This is a genomic window from Martelella sp. NC20 (assembly GCF_013459645.1).
Classification (GTDB): domain Bacteria; phylum Pseudomonadota; class Alphaproteobacteria; order Rhizobiales; family Rhizobiaceae; genus Martelella.
In genome coordinates this window covers 3,943,201-3,961,517 of sequence record NZ_CP054861.1, presented here as the reverse complement: position 1 = coordinate 3,961,517, position 18,317 = coordinate 3,943,201, and the positions used below count along the sequence as shown (strand labels likewise).

Below are 18,317 nucleotides of genomic sequence, written 5' to 3'. Positions count from 1 at the left end.
CCGGCGAGGGTTACTTCGTCGGTCCGGAAGTTTGCCCGAAGAGCTCGACGAGACGGGCTCTGATCGTATCCATCGGGATTTCCGGCGCGTCCCGGGCGGGGATCATGCTGGCGGTGAACCCGTCCGCCTCGAAGCGTCCGATCAGTGCGGCATCCCTGCTGACGACATGCACCGGCACGGCGCGCGAGGCATCGGGACCGGTGATGATCGGCGCCGGCTGGTGGTCGCCGAGGACGATGAAAACGGCGTCGTCTCCAAAGCGGGTGATGTAGTCGCCGAGCGTCTGCAGCGAATAATCGATCGTGCGGATATAATGATCGCGGATATCGTCGCGGTTCGACCATACCGTTTGCGGCGTCTCGCCGCTTTCCGCCTGGCTGTTGAACACCGTGCCGTCGCCGACATCGTTCCAGCTGATCAGCCTTGGCACCGGCGTCCATGGCGCATGGCTCGAAATCAGCGCGATTTCGGCCATCAGCGGCGTGCCCGATGCGCGGGCAGGCTGGCGCGCCAGCCGTTCGAATGCCGACAATGTGTATTGGTCAGGCATCGTGATCCAGTTGAAGGGCTTTCCCCGATAGCCCAGATCGCTTGCCGCAAACACCTGATCGTAACCGAAATACGAGGCCTCCGGCCAGTCCATGGTGATCGCCGGCATGACGGCGGCCGTACGCCATCCAGCCTGCCGGAACAGCCGGTTCAGGCTCTGCCGGTTGCTGATCATCAGCCTGTCGTAGCGGGCCTGGCTGTCGGTCCACAGACCGGATAGAAACGTGCCGTGGGCAAGCCAGCTCAACCCGCCCATGGTGGGGGAGACGAGCCAGCCGGATGCTGCGGCAAAACCGGCACCGGCGAGCGCGCTTTCGACATTTTCGAGCCTTGGCACCGTCACCGGACTGTAAAGCGGATCCTCGACGGCGCTGCGCCCGTAGGATTCCACGAAGACGAGAATGACGTCGCGCCCCCTGATCCCGGCAAACAGATCGTCGCCGGAACCGGCGTCATCTCGCGCCACGAGGTCACGTTCGAACTGCCGCATATCCGTGATCGAGCGCTCTATCAGCGCAAGCCGGTTGCCGAGATAGGGAAGGGCTTTCATCTCGGCCCGCATCGGGGTTTCGGCGAAGTGGAGCGCTACTCCGATCCCGAGCAAAGCGAGCGTTGCGATCACCGTTCCACGCTTTTGCGTGGTGGTGAGCTTTATCAGCCGCAGTTCGGCGCGGAAATACAGCACGAGAACGCCGGCAAAACCCGCGACGACCATGCCGAGGGCAAGGCCCGCCTGCCATGGTCCGAGGGTTCCGGAGAAAACATTCCAGCCGTCGGCCAACATCTTCATGTCGAGATAGGGGTTGAAGCGCCGCTGGAACGCGGATTGCACGCCGATATCGGCGATCTTCAGGAACAGCAGGGTGAAGACGGCAAGGGCAAACAGAACCGACAGCACGGCCGCCATCCGTCGCGGCAGCACCAGCAGCGCCAGCGCCATGAGAGGGATTTCCAGCGGGAACCGCAGGAAGGCCGCGCTCGAAAACGCTCCCGGATGATCCGGCAGCGTCAGGGCGGCAAAGCTGACGGCGATGAAAAACACGAAGGCAAGCCACAGCGCGCGCGATGATGTGGTTCGCCCCTTGTCAGGCCTGTCGCTTCTTGTCATCAAAACATCACCGGGCACCATGCGTTTAAACGGAAGATGACGCGTACAGGTTCGGGCCGCAATTCACGAGGGCCAAAGCGTGCATAAATTTGCCGTCATTCCGATTGCCGCATGTCTCGCGCTGCTTGCGGGACTGATCGTCGTCACCGGCCCGGAGCGTCTGGCCGCGACCTTCAGCGATGTGCCGCCGGTGCTCGTGGTCATGGGGCTTGCGCTTGTGCAGGTGCAGATCATTGCGTCCGCCTGGCGCTGGCGTTTCACCGCCAAGCGGCTTGGACAGGGTATCGGTCTCGGTCTTGCCATTCGGGAATATTACATCGGCAGCGCGCTCAATCTGGTCCTGCCGGGCGGCATGGCGGGAGATGCCCTGCGCGCCTATCGCAGCCGAATGGAAGGAACGGGCGGCTGGAAACGTCCGGCAGCGGCGGTGTTTCTGGAACGATTGTCGGGTCAACTCGCCTTTTTCGGATTGTGCTTTATCGGCCTCCTGGCCTGGCCGGTCTTTCTGAGCGAACGGCTGCCCGGTCAGGCGGATGTTCTGATCTGGGGGGCAAGCGCCGTGCTGCTGGTCTGCATTGCCGGCGCCATAGCGATCCGGACCGCGTGGCTGCCGCAGCGCCTGCGGGGGCTTGGCCCGGATATCGCCGCCGTATTCTGGAGAGACCGGGCATGGCTGGTGCAGGGCGGCCTCAGCGTGTTCATCGTATCCGGCTATATCGCGGTCTTTCTGATCGCTTCCAGCGCGGTCGGCGCGCCCTTGCCGGCGATCGCCGCCTTCACCGCCATTCCGCTCTGTCTGATGACGATGCTGATACCCGCCGGTATCGGCGGCTGGGGCACGCGGGAGGCCGCCGCCGCCGCGCTGTGGCCGCTCTTCGGCTACACCAGCGCCGAGGGCGTGGCGGCAAGCCTGCTTTACGGTTTGCTGTCGCTGGCGGGAGCCGCCGTACCCGGGGGCGTTTCGGTCGCCATATCGCTCGTCAGAGGCCGGATCGCGAAATCCTGAAACCGCAATGCCCGGAGGCCGAACCGGAAAGGGCGAGGGCCTTGCGCGTTTCGGCGTCATTGCCGCCCCTTGCGCAGCAGAAAGATGATGTCGACCGCAAACGAATAGCTCAGCAGGCCCAGCGCGATCAGCGCCGCGACGGTCGAGACCGGGGGGATGACGGCCGGCACGAGAATGACGCAGAGCGTTGCGACCTGAACCACGCAGATCAGCTTCCTGCGAAATGACGGCGGCAGGGGCAGGCAAAGCGCGGGCACGAAAAATTGCGCGCCGACGAAGATATAGCGCATCAATCCGATCGCCAGAACCCACCATCCGGCCTTGCCCAGCATCAGCGCCGCCTCCGACAGAACCAGAATGAGAAGCGCATCGATTTCCATGTCGAACCGCGCGCCAAGCGCCGATTCCCGACCGAGGTTGCGGGCGAGATAGCCATCGAAACCGTCGAGCGCGAGCGCGGTCAGCACCAGCGCGATCAGGATCCAGACCGCCGATTGTCCGCTGGCCATGTCGGCGGCAAAGAATACCGCCGCGGTGACGAGACTGACGATCGCCGTTCGGATCGCGGTGATGGCGTTGGCCGCGCCGAACGAGTTGTGAGGATGATGGGGCAGGGCGCGCACGACGACCGTAAAAATCATGAGCAGCAGGAAGCCGGCGAACGCCACCGCCCATCGCCCGAGCGTCAGATGCGGGCCGACAAGCTGATAGAAAACGAGCGCGGCGGCAAAAACGACGCCCAGAATGACAAGCGCGCTGGTCTTGAGGCTTGGCGGCAATGCTGGGCTTGGCTTGTGATCCATGGGGGCCTCTGGTCTATTTCGCTGTCACCAGGGTTTCCGGATCGATTATGTGATCGGCCCTCAGTGCTTTCGTGCGGAGATAGTTCAGGTTCTCCTCCGTGATCTTGCCGTGCGTCGGCACGCGCCCCGCCACCGTAATGCCCGCGGCGTTGATCGCGGCGATCTTTGTCGGGTTGTTGGTGTGCAGAACGACGCTTGAGATGCCGAGCAGGCGCAATATCGCGACCGCCGCCTCATAGCGGCGATGGTCGGGCTCAAGCCCCAGTTCGGCATCGGCGTCGATGGTATCGAGGCCCTGATGCTGATAGCCATAGGCTCGCATCTTCGAACCGATGCCGGTGCCGCGTCCCTCCTGATCGAGATAGATCAGCACGCCGCCTCCAGCCGCCCTGAGATTGGCAAGGCCATTGCGAAGCTGATCCCCGCAATCGCATTTCAGCGAGCCGCAAAGGTCGCCGGTCAGGCAGGAGGAATGGATGCGGACGGAAACCGGCCGGCTGAGATCCGGCTCGCCGACGATGATCGCGATCTGGTCCTTTTGCGCAAGCCCGCCGCGAAACACCGCGAATTGCGCGTCGCCGAGTTCTTTCAGGGGGACCCGTGTACGCACGACTTCCGCGAATTCCTGCCGCGCGCTTGCGCTTCCTGCAAGATGGCCGCAATCAAGCCTTTGACAGGCGGCGAAGCGTTCCTCGATGCCGTCGATTTCGGCGCAGACCATGGCAGGCAGCAGCAGTGACATGCGCGCCAATTCCGCGGCCGCTTCCATCGCCGGATCGGCCTCGCGCCATTGCGCCGGCGCCCGAGCATCCAGCGCGTAGGAAAGCCGGGACGCGGCATCGAACGACAGGCCGGCGGCGGGCGCCGCGATACCGATGCCGGACGATATGCCCATACAATGCGCCCGGCGCGCGGTCAGGAAAAGCGCATGGCGATCATCACACGCCACCGCGAACGCATCATATGTGGCAGGAGAGGCACAATCGAGCGCCAGAACGGCGAGCTTTTGTGCGTCATGCCGCAGGATGACCGGTCGCCCGAAGCGCAATTCGGCGACGGCCCGTTCGACTTCCATTGCCGGTGTGCAAACTCGAAAACTGAACCTATCCATCTGTTCCTGCGTTGATCTGATATGTTGCACGCGTATGATGAGACCACCGGCTGAAAACTATACAACTCGCCGAAGTCCTTGTAACCGAATACGTAATTAGAGCGTAAGCGGATCAGTTCCAGTTGCAAGCAGCAACCGGGCCTTAACAAAAAAGTGTTCGCCGAGGGGAGTATCGAAATTGAACGGATCTTTTGGCGGCAGCGAGAGAGCGTCCGGCACGGCGCGGGCGCTCTGGTTTCCGGCGGCGCGGACATGCGCTCTGCACGACGAAAAGCTCGGCCCGGTCGAACCGGGCTCGGTGCTCGTTCGAACGCTTTTCAGCGGCATCAGTCGGGGCACCGAGTCGCTGGTTTTCAACGGGCTGGTGCCGGAAGGCGAGCGGGAGCGCATGCGCGGTCCCCACATGGCGGGCGATTTCCCTTTTCCGGTGAAATACGGCTATGCGCTGGTGGGCCGCGTGGAGAACGGACCCGAACATCTGGCCGGCCGAACCGTGTTCTGTCTGCATCCGCATCAAGACGCGACCATCGTGGCCGAAGACATGGTCACGCCGCTGCCGGAAAATGTGCCGCCGGAGCGCGCCATCCTGGCCGCCAATATGGAGACGGCGCTCAACATTGTCTGGGATGCGCAGATCATGCCCGGCGACCGGGTGGCGGTTTTCGGCGCCGGCGTTGTCGGCGCGCTCACCGCTTTCATCGCCACGGCGATCATCGGCACGGATGTCGTTCTGGTCGACCGCAATCCGGCAAGACGGGCGCTTGCCGGAAAACTCGGCATCGGCTTTGCCGAAAGCGGCGCGCTCGACGGCGATTTCGATTTGCTGATCAACGCGTCAGCATCCGGCGAAGCTCTGACGGAGGCGCTGGACCATGCCGGGTTCGAGGCCCGCATTGTCGAGGCGAGCTGGTACGGCGACAAGCCGCTGACCCTGCCGCTCGGCGGGCCGTTCCATTCGCAGAGGCTTTCGCTCGTCAGTTCCCAGGTCGGCGCGCTGCCGCCGGCACGGCGTGCGCGCTGGACGTTCGCGCGCCGCCTTGCCAAAGCGCTGGAGCTGCTTGGTGACGACCGACTCGAGGCGCTGATATCCGGCGAGACCGCGTTTGAGGAGCTCGCCGCCGCCTATCCCGCAATCCTTGATGATCCAGCGACGCTCTGCCATCGTATCCGGTATTAAAGAGAGAAAAGCCATGTTTGCCGTTGAAGTCCGCGATCACATCATGATCGCCCACAGCCTTCCCCGACCCGTTTTCGGCCCTGCGCAGGGCATGCACGGCGCCACCTTCGTGATCGATGCCGCCTTCTTCACCGACGATGTCGACGATGATGGCCTCGCCGTCGATATCGGCGCTGCGACCGAAACCCTCGGCGCGGTGCTGAAGCCGCTCAACTACCAGAACCTGGACGAGGTCGCAGCCTTCAGCGGCAGGATCACGACGACCGAGGTGATCGCGAAATATATCTTCGACCGGCTCGCTGACGCCGTCGGGGAGAAAAAGCTCGGGCCGGGCAGCCAGCGGATTGTCAGGATCCGCGTGACCCTTCATGAATCCCATGCGGCCCGCGGCTGGTATGAGGGCGCGCTTTGACTGGCAGGCTGTTCTTTGCCTATCCCGGCGACCTTGCTCTTAGAACCGGCGGCTACGGCTATGACCGGAAGGTGATTGCCGGGCTGGAAGCGCTTGGATGGGACGTGGAACTGGTGGCGCTCGGCGACGGTTTTCCCGAGCCGGAACCGGCGGTGAAGCAGCGGGCGGCGCGCCTGCTCTCGGCGCTGCCGGACGGAGCGCTGGCGATGATCGACGGGCTTGCCTTCGGCGTCCTGGACGACTGGGCCGCCCGCGAGGCCGCGCGGCTGACCCTTGTCGCGCTCGTCCACCATCCGCTGGCGCTTGAAACCGGGCTCGATGCCAGCCAGCAGGCCGCTTTTCACGAAAGCGAGCGCAAGGCGCTTTCCTTCGCCCGCCATATCGTGGTGACGTCAGCGGAGACGGGAAGGGAGCTTGTCAGCCGGTTCGTCGTACCGGATGGGAAGATCACCGTGGCGCTGCCCGGCACGGAGCCTGCGCCCGTTTCGGCCTGCGATGGCGATCCGCCGCATATCGTTTCCATCGGTTCGCTGATCCCGCGCAAGGCGCATCATGTGCTGGTCGACGCCCTGAAGCGGATCGAACGCCTCGCCTGGAAGGCCACCATTGTCGGCAGCCGTGAGATGCACCCGCAAACCGCGGAAGCGCTCGAACGGCAGATCGCGACGCTCGGTCTCGGCGGCAGAATTCTGCTCGCAGGCGACTGTGACGATACAAGCGCGCTGCTTGCGAAAGCCGACATCTTCGCGCTTGCCAGCCGTTACGAAGGCTATGGCATGGTGTTCGCCGAAGCGCTTTCGCAGGGTGTGCCCGTGATTGCCTGCCATGCGGGCGCCATTGCCGACGTGGTGCCGACGGAGGCCGGCATTCTCGTCCCCGTCGATGACAGCGCGGCCTTTGCAGACGCGCTCGCAAGGTTGATATCCGACAAGGCGCTTCACATGAACATGGCGGCCGCGGCCAGACGCGCGGGTGAAAAACTGCCGGGCTGGGACGTCACCGCGCGCACCATCTCGTGCTCTCTGGAAGCCCTGTCATGAGCGGCTTCGACACCGACTGGCTGTCGCTGCGCGAACCGGCGGACAAGGCCGCCCGCGCGCCGGCGCTGGTCGAGTTGCTTACGCGCTATCTGCAAACCCCTGGCGCTCCGACCATTCTCGACATCGGTTGCGGCACGGGCTCGACGTGGCGTGCTCTCGAACGTCACGTCCCCGAGGACACGAACTGGCTGCTTCTCGACCACGATCCGCTACTGCTCGAAGAAGCGGAGCGCAGCATCGGCGGCGATCGCGGCGTGGCTTTCCGCCAGTTCAACCTCAACGATCTTGAGGATCTGCCGCTGGAGGGCGTTTCCGTGGTGACGGCCTCTGCGCTTTTCGATCTCGTTTCGGAAGATTTCTGTGCGGCGTTCTGCGACAGAATAGCCTCGCAGGGCTGCGGCTTTTATGCCGCCCTGAATTATGACGGCGTCATACGCTGGTCGCACCGCCACCCGCTCGATGACGACATGGTCGATGCCTTCAACCGCCACCAGCAGACCGACAAGGGCTTCGGGAGCGCGCTCGGCCCCGGGGCCGGTGACTGTCTCGAAAGGCTTCTGGAAACGGCAGGGTATCGGGTCCGCAGGATGCCGAGCCCCTGGCGGATGGACGGCAACGCCGCAGCCCTGCAACAGGCTTTCCTGTCGGGCTTCCGCCAGCCTTTGCGGGAAATGTCGAAGCATTCAATGGCCGAGATCGAGGCCTGGCTTTCCTTCCGCCTGTCCGCCATAGCCGCGCCGGAAAGCCTCTGCGAGGTCGGTCACACCGACATCATCGCCCTGCCGGCCTGAGAAGGCAATCGAACAGGATATCGCTGCCGAGGCTGTAGATCCGCGCGTCCGGCCGGAGCGCGCCGGAGAGGCGCTCGACCGGGGGCAGGCTGATGCCGCTGGGGCCCGAGCCGATGATGATCGGTGAAACGGCGACATGAAGCCGGTCGATCGCTCCGGCATCGATGAAGCGGGCAATCGTTCGCGCGCCGCCCTCGACAAGAACGCGGCAAAGTCCGAGCCCCGAAAGCGCCGCCAGCATCTCGCCCGGCCCGAGGCCGTTTCCGGTTGGGGCAAGGCGAATGACTTCAGCATTCGGCAGCAGGTTCCGGCGGGCCTCGGCGCTCTGGAAAACGATCACCTGAGCGCCGCCGTCATGGAACAGGCTTTCGGAACCGGAAAGCCGCGCATGGCAATCGATGACCACGCGCACCGGGTCGGGCCCGTCGACGAGGCGCACGGAAAGGCGCGGGTTATCGCAGCTTACCGTGTTTTCGCCAACAATGACGGCGTCGACCAGGGCGCGACATCGATGCAGATGCGCCAATCCGTCCGCCCCGGAAATATCGCGCGCGTCGCCCGATGGCGTCGCCACCCTTCCGTCGAGCGATTGGCCGACCTGAGCCAGGACGAACTGGCCGGCAGCGCCGGCAATCGGTCCGTAAAGCTCACCGGCGGCGCCTTGCGGCGGCGCGGCATCGGCAATGCCCCGCCGCAGGCCAAGGAGTTGCCTCCATAACTCATCGCTCATGCTGATCGCGTGTACTGTCACGGTAATTCCGCCAGGCCCTTCGGGGCGCAATGTCGCTTCAGGCCGGGATAACCCCTGAAAGGGCGACATCCCGCATGGTCGCATGATGCATCAACACCGCAGCGATTTGTAAGGGGTCAAAAGTGAAATTACCTCCCTATGCCTCCCAGCGTTTGCCGCCGCCCAGCACATAACGCGAAAAGGCCAGAGCCTCGCGGGCGTTCCGATCCATCACCACCGCGCCCTTGTAGTCGATCTCGCTGAGGGCGGCTCCGATCTCGTGCCAGGGAAGGCGGCCTTTTCCCGGCACCCGCCGGTTGTTCTCGCCGGAGCGAACCGCCGCGCTGATCATGGGGGTCCTGAAGAACGGCCTCAACCTTCTGGCCGTCCAGAGCGACTACCGGCAGATGGCCATCGGCAGCGTTCTGATCATTGCCGTGTTCATCGACCAGCGGCAGCATCGTGGGGCTCGAACGATCCGCCAATGTCAGTTCGCAAACAGCGCCCTGATGCCGCGCATCGGCTGCACGCCTTCGCGCATGGCCAACTGGCGCAGCGGCGGCACGGCGGAGAGCACGTAGAGCCCGGCCGAGCGCGCAAGCTGCGCCGGCAGGAAATCGGCCAGCAGCGATCGGTTCAGGAGGTCCACGCTTGCCGTGCGGCTCCAGACGTCGGATTTGCGCAGGAAATCGTAGCGCTCGCCGGTGCGCGATGAGATATCGGAGCCGTCGATACCGTCCAGCATGCGGGCAAGCCGCATGATATCGCGTAGGCTGAGGTTCAGACCCTGCGCGCCGATCGGCGGAAAGGCATGCGCGGCCTCGCCGACCAGCGCCATCCGGCCCTTGCCGAAACGATTGGCGACGAGCGAGGACAATGGCCATTTCTGCACGGGGCCGTCGATTTTCACCGCGCCCAGCAAAGATTGCATCCGCTCCTCGATCGCCGCGGCGATTTCCTCCGGCGTTTTTGCGACCATGGCTTCCGCCTCGCCAGAAGTCATGACCCAGACGAGGCTGGAGTGATTGGCATCGGGCAGCGGCACTTGCGTAAAGGGACCGCCACGGGTGTGGAATTCGGTCGAGATATCGCCATGCGGCAGGCTGTGTTCGAAATTCAGGACGACGGCGGATTGTTTGTAGGTCCACTGGCGGGTGCCGATGCCGGCGCTCTCGCGCACCTTGGATTTGCGGCCATCGGCGCCGACGACAAGCTCGGATTCAAAGCTTTCGCCCGAGGCGAGCGTGATCGTGACCGCGTCCTTGCCGATGTCGATATCGCTCGCGGTCTCCCGGAACCGGGTGATGTTGGCTTCGCTTTCAACGGCTTCAGAAAGCTTGGCCACCAGCACGCTGTTGGGGATATTGTAGCCGAAGGCTTCGAGATCGATCTCGGCGGAGCGGAAGCTTACGGTTGGCGCGCGCAGCAGGCGGCCGGTGCCATCGATGATCCGCATAGTTTTCAACGGGGCCGCTTCCGCCTTGATGTCCTGCCAGAGGCCAAGTCGGCCGATAAAGGAGATGGAGTGGTCCATGAGCGCGGTGGTGCGGTGGTCGCCGCCGCTCTGGACCGGCGCCACCAACGCCACCCTGCGGCCGGCCCGCGCCAGTGCCAGCGCCGTGATCATGCCGGCAGGTCCGCCGCCGATCACCGAAATTTCGTGCTCCGCCATAGTCGCGCCTCGTCATTTGTTCCGATACCGATATAATGCGGCAAGCCCGTTTCTGCCGCGAAAAATTCTGGAAAGCCAAGATTTTTTTCGCGGATCGCATCCATCTGGTGCATTCTGGGGCGAAATTCGGTAGGCATGCCGGAATCGTCCGGCAGCAAATGACCGGCAACGCATGATGCAGCGAACGGATAGCGAATGGGATTGTTCAGTCAGCGAAAAGTGCCATATGCGGAAATCCGGGCGTTCTCCGTCCACATACTGACTGCGTCCGGCTCGTTCCTGGCGTTTCTCGGTGTCGTGGCCGCCGCCGAGGGACGATTCGTCTCGATGTTCTGGTGGCTCGGTCTGGCGCTGCTGGTCGACGGCATCGACGGACCGATCGCGCGGCGTCTGAGGGTCAGTGAGGTGCTGCCGAGCTGGTCCGGCGTGATGCTCGACAACATCATCGACTATGTCACCTACGTCCTGCTTCCGGCGTTCGCGCTTTACCAGTCGCACATGATCGGCGAGCCGCTGTCCTTCGTCGCCGCCGCGCTGATCGTGGTCTCCAGCGCGATCTATTATGCCGACAGCGGCATGAAGACCGCCGAGAACTTCTTTTCGGGCTTTCCGGTGGTCTGGAACATGGTGGTGTTCTCCTTTTTCGTGATCCAGCCCTCCTCGCTGGTGGCGATGGCGATCGTTCTTGTCTCGGTTGGGCTTACCTTCGCGCCGATCCAGTTCCTGCATCCCGTCCGCGTCAAGCGCCTCAGGCCGCTCAACCTGACGGTCTTCGGGATCTGGTGCGCGACCGGGTTTTACGCGCTGATCGCCTCCTTCGATGCGCCGAAAGTGATCGAAGGACTGTTCCTTGCCAGCGGCATCTATCTCTATGTCATCGGCGCGGTGTTGCAGTTCCTTCCCAAGCTGGGCGCGAGAGCCGCGGAAACGCGCGCCGAATTCTGATCGAATAATCTGTTTGTAGAACCGGCAAAACCGTTGCGCATCCACAAGGGTTTGTGCTTCATTTGTACGCAGGACAGGGGAAGTCCCAATTTTTAGTCAATCCATGGCGGGCAGGGCGCGCAGGCGTCCGGGTGCAGTGCCGGCGGCCGGAGGGCGGTTTGGACGAAATAGAGCAACCGGCGGGTCACCCGCTGCTGGCGGTTTCCGGTCTGACGAAGTATTTCGGCACGTTCGCCGCTTGCAACGGCATCGACCTCGAAATCGCCAAGGGTGAAATCCATGCGCTGCTGGGTGAAAACGGCGCGGGCAAATCCACACTGGTGAAAATGCTGTTCGGCGTGCTGGAACCATCGGCGGGCCAGATCGTCTGGCAGGGCGAGCCGGTGCGCATCGAAGCGCCGGCGCATGCCCGCAAGCTCGGCATCGGCATGGTTTTCCAGCATTTCTCGCTGTTCGAGGCGCTGACGGTGGCGGAAAACATCGCGCTGTCGCTCGATCCCGGCATTTCGCTTGCGCAGATTTCCGAGGAATCGCGCCGGCTTTCGGTGGAATACGGCCTGCCGCTCGATCCGCGCGCCCATGTCGCCGATCTGTCCGTCGGCGAGCGCCAGCGCATCGAGATCGTGCGGGCGCTGCTGCAGAACCCCAGCCTTATCATTCTGGACGAGCCGACCTCGGTGCTGACGCCGCAGGAGGCCGACCGGCTGTTCGAGACGCTGAACAAGCTCAGAGCCGAAGGCCGCTCGGTGCTCTACATCTCCCACCGGCTGGAAGAGGTGCAGAGGATCTGCGACAAGGCCACCGTGCTGCGCCACGGCAAGGTTACCGGCGCTTGCAAGCCGAGCGAGGAAACCGCGGCATCGCTGGCGCGCATGATGGTTGGCGGCGATGTTTCCGAAATAAAACGGCCCGAGGCGATGACCACGGGCAGGGTGCTGCTTGAAGCCAAGGGGCTGAACGCGCCGTCCCGCACGCCATTCGCCACCGCGCTGAAGGATATCTATCTCGCGGTCAAGGCCGGCGAGGTGCTGGCGATCGCGGGCGTTGCCGGCAACGGCCAGTCCGAATTGTTCGATGCGCTGTCGGGCGAATACCCGGTGACCGACGGCCAGAGCGTTCTGATCGACGGCAAGCCGGTCGGCTCGAAGGGCATCAATTTCCGCCGGGCGCTGGGCGCCGCCTTCGTGCCGGAGGAGCGCCACGGCCATGCCGCCGTCACCAGCATGCCGCTTTCCGAAAACCTCGTGCTCGCCCGCAATGAGGCGGAGGCCGGCACGTTTCTGGCGGGCGGTCCGCTGAAAATGATCCGCCGCGCCGTGGCGCGCGCCCGCACCGGCGACATTTCAAAGTTCATGGATGTCCGCAAGAGCGGCGAGGACCCGGTAGCCGGCTCGCTTTCGGGCGGCAATCTGCAGAAATTCATTGTCGGCCGCGAGCTGGACCGCAAGCCCAAGGTCATCATCGTGAACCAGCCGACCTGGGGCGTGGATGCGGGTGCCGCCGCCCATATCCGCCAGGCCCTGGTCGATCTCGCCCGCGCGGGCTCGGCGGTTCTGGTGATCTCGCAGGATCTCGACGAGATCTTCGAGATCGCAACCCGGATCGCCGTGATTTCCGAGGGCAGGCTTTCCGACAGCTATCCGTCCGAAACCATGACGCTGGAGCGGATCGGCCTGCTCATGGGCGGGGTTCACGGCGAGGAGACCGCAGATGCGCATTGAGCTTGAAAAGCGACCGGGCATGTCGCGGCTGTTTTCGCTGCTCTCGCCGGTCATCGCCTTCGCGCTTACCGTGGTCTTCGGCGCGATCCTGTTTCTGGCGCTCGGCAAGGACCCGCTGGAGGCGCTCTACCAGTTCTTCATCTGGCCGCTGTTCGATGTCTGGTCGCTGCATGAGCTGATGATCAAGGCGGCGCCCCTGATCATGATCGCGGTCGGCCTGTCGGTCTGCTACCGCTCCAACATCTGGAATATCGGCGCCGAGGGCCAGTTCACAATGGGCGCGATCGTCGGCTCGATCGTGCCGGTCTATTTCTATCAGTGGTCATCGCCGCTGCTGTTGCCGGTCATGCTGCTGATGGGCATTGTCGGCGGCGCGCTCTATGCCGGTATTCCAGCCCTTTTGAAGACCTATTTCAACACCAATGAAATCCTGACCTCGCTGATGCTGGTCTATGTCGCCCAGCTTTTCCTGGACTGGCTGGTGCGCGGATCGTGGCGCAATCCCGAAGGCTACAACTTTCCGCAGACCCGCGACTTTGTCGACGCGGCGATGCTGCCGGAAATGGTGTCTTCCGGCCGCGCCCATTACGGCTTTGCGCTGGCCATTCTGGCAGCGCTTGCAGTGTGGTTCATGATGCGTTTCACGCTCAAGGGTTTCGAGGTCAACGTGATCGGTCAATCGCAGCGGGCAGGCCGGTTTGCGGGCTTTTCCTCCCGGCGCATGGTGTGGTTCTGTTTCCTGCTGTCTGGCGGGCTTGCAGGCCTTGCGGGCATCAGCGAGGTTTCCGGCGCGCTCGGCTATCTGCAGCCGCAGATATCGCCGGGCTACGGGTTCACCGCGATCATTGTCGCCTTTCTGGGCAGGCTCAATCCGCTGGGCGCCATCGTTTCGGGCCTCGTCCTGGCGCTGACCTATATCGGCGGCGAGGGCGTGCAGTTCACGCTCGGCGTCTCCGACAAGGTCACGCGCGTGTTTCAGGGCATGCTGCTGTTCTTCGTGCTCTCCTGCGACACGTTGATCCTTTACAAGGTGCGGGTGATTTTCACCGGAAAACCGGCTGAAGCGCCGCCCGGGCAGCCTGTTGAGGAGAAAGCGTCATGATTGTCGAGGCCATTCTGCTCACCATCATCACCGCATCGACGCCGCTGGTCCTGGCGGCGATCGGCGAACTCGTCTGCGAGCGATCCGGCGTGCTCAATCTCGGCGTCGAGGGCATGATGGTGATGGGCGCGGTCGGCGCCTTCACCGCGGCGCATGTCACCGGCTCGCCCTATATCGGCATGGTGGCGGGGCTGGTCACCGGCGCGGTGTTCTCGCTGCTCTTCGGCTTCCTGACGCTGACGCTGGTGGCCAATCAGGTGGCGACAGGCCTCGCGCTGACGATCCTGGGGCAGGGGCTTTCAGCGATGATCGGCGAGGGTCTGGTCGGCAAGCCCGGCGTCAAGATGCCTTCGCTCGATATTCCGGTTCTGTCCGACATTCCCGTCATCGGACCGCTGCTTTTCGATCAGGATATTTTCTTTTATCTCTCGATCGCGATCGTTGCCGGAACCGCGTGGTTCCTGTTCAAAACCCGGCGGGGACTGGTGTTGCGCTCGGTCGGCGACAACCATGCCTCCGCCCATGCGCTCGGCATCAATGTCATCGGCATCCGCTATCTCGCGGTCATGTTCGGCGGCGCCTGCGCCGGGCTTGCCGGCGCGCAGCTTTCGCTGGTCTATACCCCGCAATGGTCGGAAAACATGGCGGCCGGACGCGGCTGGATCGCGCTCGCGCTTGTCGTGTTCGCCTCGTGGCGGCCGTGGGGCGTACTGGTCGGCGGCTACCTGTTCGGCGCGGTCACGATCGGCCAGTTGCATGCCCAGGCTTTCGGCATCGCCGTCCCGTCGCAATTCCTGTCGGCGCTGCCCTATGTGGTCACCGTGCTGGTCCTCGTCATCATTTCCCGGAACCGGAGGATGACGCTTATCAATACCCCTGCCGCGCTTGGGAAACCCTTTGTCCCGGATCGCTAGGCGGATTAGACTGAACCCTTCAAACCAAAAGAGGTGAACGATGAAAACGTTGAAACTCGCACTGGCCGCCTCGGCGGCGATGATCGCCGGCCTTTCGGCAACCGGCGCCAGCGCCCAGGAAGACGTCAAGGCCTGCTTCGTCTATGTCGGCTCCGCGACCGATGGCGGCTGGACCCAGGCCCATGACTTGGCGCGTCAGGAACTCGAAAAGACCCTCGACGTCGAGACCGCCTATATCGAAAACGTGCCGGAAGGCCCGGATGCCGAACGCGCCATCGAGCGCATGGCGCGGTCGGGCTGCACCATCGTGTTCACCACCTCCTTCGGCTTCATGGAGCCGACGCTGAAGGTTGCCGCGAAATATCCGGATGTGAAGTTCGAGCATGCCACCGGCTTCAAGACCGCCGACAACGTTGCCACCTATAATTCGCGCTTCTATGAAGGCCGTTATATTTCGGGCGTGATCGCCGGTTCGATATCCGAATCCGGCATTGGCGGCTATATCGGCTCGTTCCCGATCCCGGAAGTCGTCATGGGCATTGATGCCTTCACGCTCGGCGCGCAATCGGTCAACCCCGAGTTCAAGACCAAGATCGTCTGGGCCAATACCTGGTTCGATCCGGGCCGCGAGGCAGACGCCGCCAAGGCGCTGATCGACCAGGGCGTCGACGTTCTGGCCCAGCATACCGACACGACAGCGCCGATGCAGATCGCGGCCGAGCGCGGCATCAAGGCATTTGGCCAGGCCTCCGACATGATCGAGGCCGGCCCGGAAACCCAGCTTACCGCCATCATCGACACCTGGGCGCCTTATTACATCAAGCGCGTCAAGGCGGTCGAGGACGGAACCTGGGAGCCGGTGCAGAGCTGGGACGGTCTGGCCGACGGCATCCTGACGATGGCGCCCTATACCAACATGCCGGACGACGTTAAGAAACTCGCCGAAGAGACTGAAGCCAAAATCATATCCGGCGAGCTGAAACCCTTCACCGGCCCCGTCACCCTGCAGGACGGGACGCCGTGGCTCGCCGAAGGCGAAGAGGCCGATGACGGCACTTTGCTTGGCCTCAACGTTCTGGTCGAGGGCGTCGAAGGCTCGCTGCCCAAGTCGGAATAATGGTGCGACCGCTGAAGCGGTTGGTCACAGGGCCTGGCGTTTCGTCGCCGGGCCCGGTTTGTTGACAAGGCCCTTCCCAAGCTCATCCGTCATGCCGGGCTTGACCCGGCATCCAGGGCCGCTTGCGGTGAATTTCAGAAAAGGGCCTTTGCGCGCAAAGACTCGGCACTTGCTGGACCCCGGCTCAAGGCCGGGGTGACGGCCGAGAGGGAGGCATCGCCGCGATTGCGCAAGAAGTTTGTCATCTGTCTGGGCCTTTTCGTCGTCGTTCTCAAGGCCCGCTGCGCCTCCAACCTTCTTGCCGCATTCTCATGCGCAAATCGCGATGTCCGCGCTTCCAAATCGCCCGGATGCACCTTAGCCTGCCCGGGTGGAGACGTTTGATTTGCGCGGTGCTCCCTCCCAACCCGCTGGCATGATGTTCAGGTACCCGATGCAGACTTTCAATTCCCTTATCCCTGAGGACTGGCCGGTGGAGGGGTGCGCCTTTCCGGTTCGTGCGGTCGACATCCGGGTGGAAGACGGCGACAAGGCCGGAATTTCGCGTTTCGACAGGCAGGTGCGCGAAAACTGGGAGCGCGAGATCGCGGCCAATCCGCATCTGTTCAACGGCCGGTTGATCACCCTGAACGATGTGCGCCTTGAAGAAGGCCGCGTGATCGCTACCGGCCAGATCGTTCCTTATGCCTATCATCTCTGGTGGCGGCGGCAGGCGCCGCGTCCGCCGACATTCCATTCCTTCGCCATGCCGGTGATCGTCTCGGCCGATGGCGCGATCATCGCGATCCGGATGAGCCGGATCACGGCCAATGCCGGCAAGGTCTATTGCGCCTCGGGTTCGCTGGAGATCGCCGACATCGTCGACGGTCGCGTCGATATCGATGCCAATATGGCGCGCGAGGCAGACGAGGAAACCGGAATCCGGCTCGGCGAGCTTGAAGCCGAGCCGCGCTGCTACTGTGCGCATTTCCGCCAGGCTGTCATGTTCTATCGTTTTTTCCGCGCCGCGCTTGACGCCGATCATCTTATCGCCAATGTGCAGGAACACATGCGTCATGACGACGAGCAGGAGATCGACGCGGTGCTGGCGATCACGCGCGAAAACCGGGGCGAATTCGACTATGCCTATTCGATGCCGCCGGTGCTCGATCTATTTTTCGCGGACGGCTGAGGAGGTGACGACACGATGCTGAACTATGTGATTTACGATGTGTTCACGGCGGAGCGCTACAAGGGCAATCCGCTTGCCGTCGTGTTCGGCGCAGACGCCCTGCGCGACGATGAGATGCAGACGATCGCAATCGAGTTCAACCTGTCGGAAACGATCTTCCTCAGCGCGCCGGAGCATGTTTCCCACTCGGCCGCGGTGCGCATTTTCACGCCCGACGGAGAATTGCCGTTTGCCGGCCACCCGACGGTGGGGGCTTCGATCGCGCTCGCCGAGCGCCAGCATGGCGACGATGCCGAAGTCGACATGGTCACGGTTCTGGCGGAAAAGATCGGACCCGTGCGCTGCGCGGTGAAGCTCAAGCCCGGCATGGCGAGTTTCGCGGAGTTCGACCTGCCGAAGCTCTCGCGCCGGTCCGATGAAGTGATCGCGCGCGAAAAGCTCGCCGATGCGCTCGGCATCTCGCCCGCCGAGATCGGGTTCGAAAATCACGTGCCGACGATCTGGTCGGCCGGGGTTCCCTTTGCCATGATCCCGCTGCGCAACCTCGCGGTGGCAGAGAAGATCGAGTTCGATCCGCGCCTGTGGCTTTCATTTGCGCCGCTCGTCGACGGCCTGCCGGTGTGGGCCTATCCCTATACCAGGGGCGGGGTGCGCCACGACGCGCAATTCCATGTCCGCATGTTCGCCGCCGAAACGATCGAGGAAGATCCCGCGACCGGCTCCGCCGCCGCCGCTTTTTCGGGCGCGATCCAGTATTTCGATGCCCCGGGCGAGGGCAGCCACACCTTCGTCATCGAACAGGGCGTCGAGATGGGCCGACCGTCCTATATCAGGCTCAATCTGGAGACCGGGGCGGCTGGCGAGATCACCGCGGCGCGCATCGGCGGACAGGCCGTCCGCGTCGCCAGCGGGACGTTGCTTTAGACCGTTCGGAGCCGCCCGAACGGC

At 63.5% G+C, this 18,317-nt stretch carries 18 protein-coding genes; 12 read left to right on the top strand and 6 right to left on the bottom strand.

The window, feature by feature from the left end:
- Positions 1-10 precede the first annotated feature (10 nt).
- Entirely contained in the window at positions 11-1,657 is a 1,647-nt protein-coding gene (locus tag HQ843_RS19050) for a sulfatase-like hydrolase/transferase (RefSeq protein WP_246710159.1), read from the bottom strand.
- Positions 1,658-1,736: 79 nt separating this feature from the next.
- On the opposite strand from HQ843_RS19050, the gene HQ843_RS19045 reads away from it, so the two are divergent.
- Positions 1,737-2,663, top strand: a complete 927-nt coding sequence (locus tag HQ843_RS19045; RefSeq protein ID WP_246710158.1) for a lysylphosphatidylglycerol synthase transmembrane domain-containing protein — start codon at positions 1,737-1,739, stop codon at positions 2,661-2,663.
- Positions 2,664-2,719: 56 nt separating this feature from the next.
- Here the strand turns inward: HQ843_RS19045 and HQ843_RS19040 are convergent, their stop codons facing one another.
- Positions 2,720-3,466, bottom strand: coding sequence for a CDP-alcohol phosphatidyltransferase family protein (locus HQ843_RS19040; protein WP_180901691.1), 747 nt, complete (start codon positions 3,464-3,466; stop codon positions 2,720-2,722).
- A gap of 13 nt (positions 3,467-3,479) precedes the next feature.
- Positions 3,480-4,541 carry a GTP cyclohydrolase II RibA gene (ribA, locus tag HQ843_RS19035; protein WP_180901692.1) on the bottom strand — a complete coding sequence of 354 codons (1,062 nt, stop codon included), beginning with the start codon at positions 4,539-4,541 and terminating at the stop codon, positions 3,480-3,482.
- Between the two features lie 214 nt (positions 4,542-4,755).
- Here ribA and HQ843_RS19030 point away from each other — a divergent pair, with 214 nt between their 5' ends.
- From HQ843_RS19030 to HQ843_RS19015, 4 genes are read left to right on the top strand one after another with little or no spacing between them, the layout of a single operon-like run.
- Complete coding sequence (locus HQ843_RS19030; protein ID WP_180901693.1) at positions 4,756-5,754, top strand: zinc-dependent alcohol dehydrogenase; 999 nt, start codon at positions 4,756-4,758, stop codon at positions 5,752-5,754.
- Between the two features lie 13 nt (positions 5,755-5,767).
- Positions 5,768-6,166: a 6-pyruvoyl trahydropterin synthase family protein gene (locus HQ843_RS19025; protein WP_180901694.1), complete on the top strand. Its 399-nt coding sequence runs from the start codon at positions 5,768-5,770 to the stop codon at positions 6,164-6,166.
- Complete coding sequence (locus HQ843_RS19020) at positions 6,163-7,206, top strand: glycosyltransferase family 4 protein (protein WP_180901695.1); 1,044 nt, start codon at positions 6,163-6,165, stop codon at positions 7,204-7,206. The genes HQ843_RS19025 and HQ843_RS19020 overlap by 4 nt, the downstream gene beginning before the upstream one ends.
- Entirely contained in the window at positions 7,203-7,997 is a 795-nt protein-coding gene (locus HQ843_RS19015; protein WP_180901696.1) for a methyltransferase domain-containing protein, read from the top strand. The genes HQ843_RS19020 and HQ843_RS19015 overlap by 4 nt, the downstream gene beginning before the upstream one ends.
- Here the strand turns inward: HQ843_RS19015 and HQ843_RS19010 are convergent.
- The 3 genes from HQ843_RS19010 to HQ843_RS19000 all read right to left on the bottom strand — a co-directional run bounded on the left by HQ843_RS19010 (position 7,978) and on the right by HQ843_RS19000 (position 10,399).
- Positions 7,978-8,727, bottom strand: a complete 750-nt coding sequence (locus tag HQ843_RS19010) for a RibD family protein (protein ID WP_180901697.1) — start codon at positions 8,725-8,727, stop codon at positions 7,978-7,980. The genes HQ843_RS19015 and HQ843_RS19010 overlap by 20 nt on opposite strands.
- Before the next feature lie 157 nt (positions 8,728-8,884).
- Positions 8,885-9,079, bottom strand: coding sequence for a hypothetical protein (locus tag HQ843_RS19005; protein ID WP_210275379.1), 195 nt, complete (start codon positions 9,077-9,079; stop codon positions 8,885-8,887).
- Positions 9,080-9,214: 135 nt separating this feature from the next.
- A complete protein-coding gene (locus HQ843_RS19000) occupies positions 9,215-10,399 on the bottom strand; it encodes a UbiH/UbiF family hydroxylase (protein WP_180901698.1) in 1,185 nt (394 codons plus the stop codon).
- A 195-nt stretch (positions 10,400-10,594) separates the two neighbouring features.
- On the opposite strand from HQ843_RS19000, the gene pcsA reads away from it, so the two are divergent.
- From pcsA to HQ843_RS18965, 7 genes are all read left to right on the top strand, one after another.
- Entirely contained in the window at positions 10,595-11,344 is a 750-nt protein-coding gene (pcsA, locus tag HQ843_RS18995; RefSeq protein WP_180901699.1) for a phosphatidylcholine synthase, read from the top strand.
- Positions 11,345-11,502: 158 nt separating this feature from the next.
- Positions 11,503-13,065 (top strand): ABC transporter ATP-binding protein, encoded by a 1,563-nt coding sequence (locus HQ843_RS18990; protein ID WP_180901700.1) that lies wholly within the window; start codon positions 11,503-11,505, stop codon positions 13,063-13,065.
- Entirely contained in the window at positions 13,055-14,167 is a 1,113-nt protein-coding gene (locus HQ843_RS18985) for an ABC transporter permease (RefSeq protein ID WP_180901701.1), read from the top strand. Before HQ843_RS18990 ends, HQ843_RS18985 begins: the two co-directional genes overlap by 11 nt.
- Entirely contained in the window at positions 14,164-15,081 is a 918-nt protein-coding gene (locus tag HQ843_RS18980) for an ABC transporter permease (RefSeq protein ID WP_180901702.1), read from the top strand. The genes HQ843_RS18985 and HQ843_RS18980 overlap by 4 nt, the downstream gene beginning before the upstream one ends.
- Before the next feature lie 40 nt (positions 15,082-15,121).
- Complete coding sequence (locus tag HQ843_RS18975) at positions 15,122-16,198, top strand: BMP family ABC transporter substrate-binding protein (RefSeq protein WP_180901703.1); 1,077 nt, start codon at positions 15,122-15,124, stop codon at positions 16,196-16,198.
- A gap of 433 nt (positions 16,199-16,631) precedes the next feature.
- Positions 16,632-17,369 (top strand): NUDIX hydrolase, encoded by a 738-nt coding sequence (locus HQ843_RS18970; protein WP_180901704.1) that lies wholly within the window; start codon positions 16,632-16,634, stop codon positions 17,367-17,369.
- 15 nt (positions 17,370-17,384) lie between these two features.
- Entirely contained in the window at positions 17,385-18,293 is a 909-nt protein-coding gene (locus HQ843_RS18965) for a PhzF family phenazine biosynthesis protein (RefSeq protein WP_180901705.1), read from the top strand.
- The last annotated feature ends 24 nt before the right edge of the window (positions 18,294-18,317 follow it).

What these genes read in the sequence shown, in the direction of transcription:
- HQ843_RS19040 (WP_180901691.1), bottom strand. Translation starts at nt 3,466, where the DNA reads ATGGATCACAAGCCAAGCCCAGCATTGCCGCCAAGCCTCAAGACCAGC.
- HQ843_RS18965 (WP_180901705.1), top strand. Translation starts at nt 17,385, where the DNA reads ATGCTGAACTATGTGATTTACGATGTGTTCACGGCGGAGCGCTACAAG.
- HQ843_RS19000 (WP_180901698.1), bottom strand. Translation starts at nt 10,399, where the DNA reads ATGGCGGAGCACGAAATTTCGGTGATCGGCGGCGGACCTGCCGGCATG.
- HQ843_RS19005 (WP_210275379.1), bottom strand. Translation starts at nt 9,079, where the DNA reads ATGATCAGCGCGGCGGTTCGCTCCGGCGAGAACAACCGGCGGGTGCCG.
- HQ843_RS19015 (WP_180901696.1), top strand. Translation starts at nt 7,203, where the DNA reads ATGAGCGGCTTCGACACCGACTGGCTGTCGCTGCGCGAACCGGCGGAC.
- HQ843_RS19025 (WP_180901694.1), top strand. Translation starts at nt 5,768, where the DNA reads ATGTTTGCCGTTGAAGTCCGCGATCACATCATGATCGCCCACAGCCTT.
- HQ843_RS18980 (WP_180901702.1), top strand. Translation starts at nt 14,164, where the DNA reads ATGATTGTCGAGGCCATTCTGCTCACCATCATCACCGCATCGACGCCG.
- HQ843_RS18985 (WP_180901701.1), top strand. Translation starts at nt 13,055, where the DNA reads ATGCGCATTGAGCTTGAAAAGCGACCGGGCATGTCGCGGCTGTTTTCG.
- HQ843_RS19050 (WP_246710159.1), bottom strand. Translation starts at nt 1,657, where the DNA reads ATGACAAGAAGCGACAGGCCTGACAAGGGGCGAACCACATCATCGCGC.
- HQ843_RS19010 (WP_180901697.1), bottom strand. Translation starts at nt 8,727, where the DNA reads ATGAGCGATGAGTTATGGAGGCAACTCCTTGGCCTGCGGCGGGGCATT.
- ribA (WP_180901692.1), bottom strand. Translation starts at nt 4,541, where the DNA reads ATGGAAGTCGAACGGGCCGTCGCCGAATTGCGCTTCGGGCGACCGGTC.
- HQ843_RS18975 (WP_180901703.1), top strand. Translation starts at nt 15,122, where the DNA reads ATGAAAACGTTGAAACTCGCACTGGCCGCCTCGGCGGCGATGATCGCC.
- HQ843_RS18970 (WP_180901704.1), top strand. Translation starts at nt 16,632, where the DNA reads ATGCAGACTTTCAATTCCCTTATCCCTGAGGACTGGCCGGTGGAGGGG.
- pcsA (WP_180901699.1), top strand. Translation starts at nt 10,595, where the DNA reads ATGGGATTGTTCAGTCAGCGAAAAGTGCCATATGCGGAAATCCGGGCG.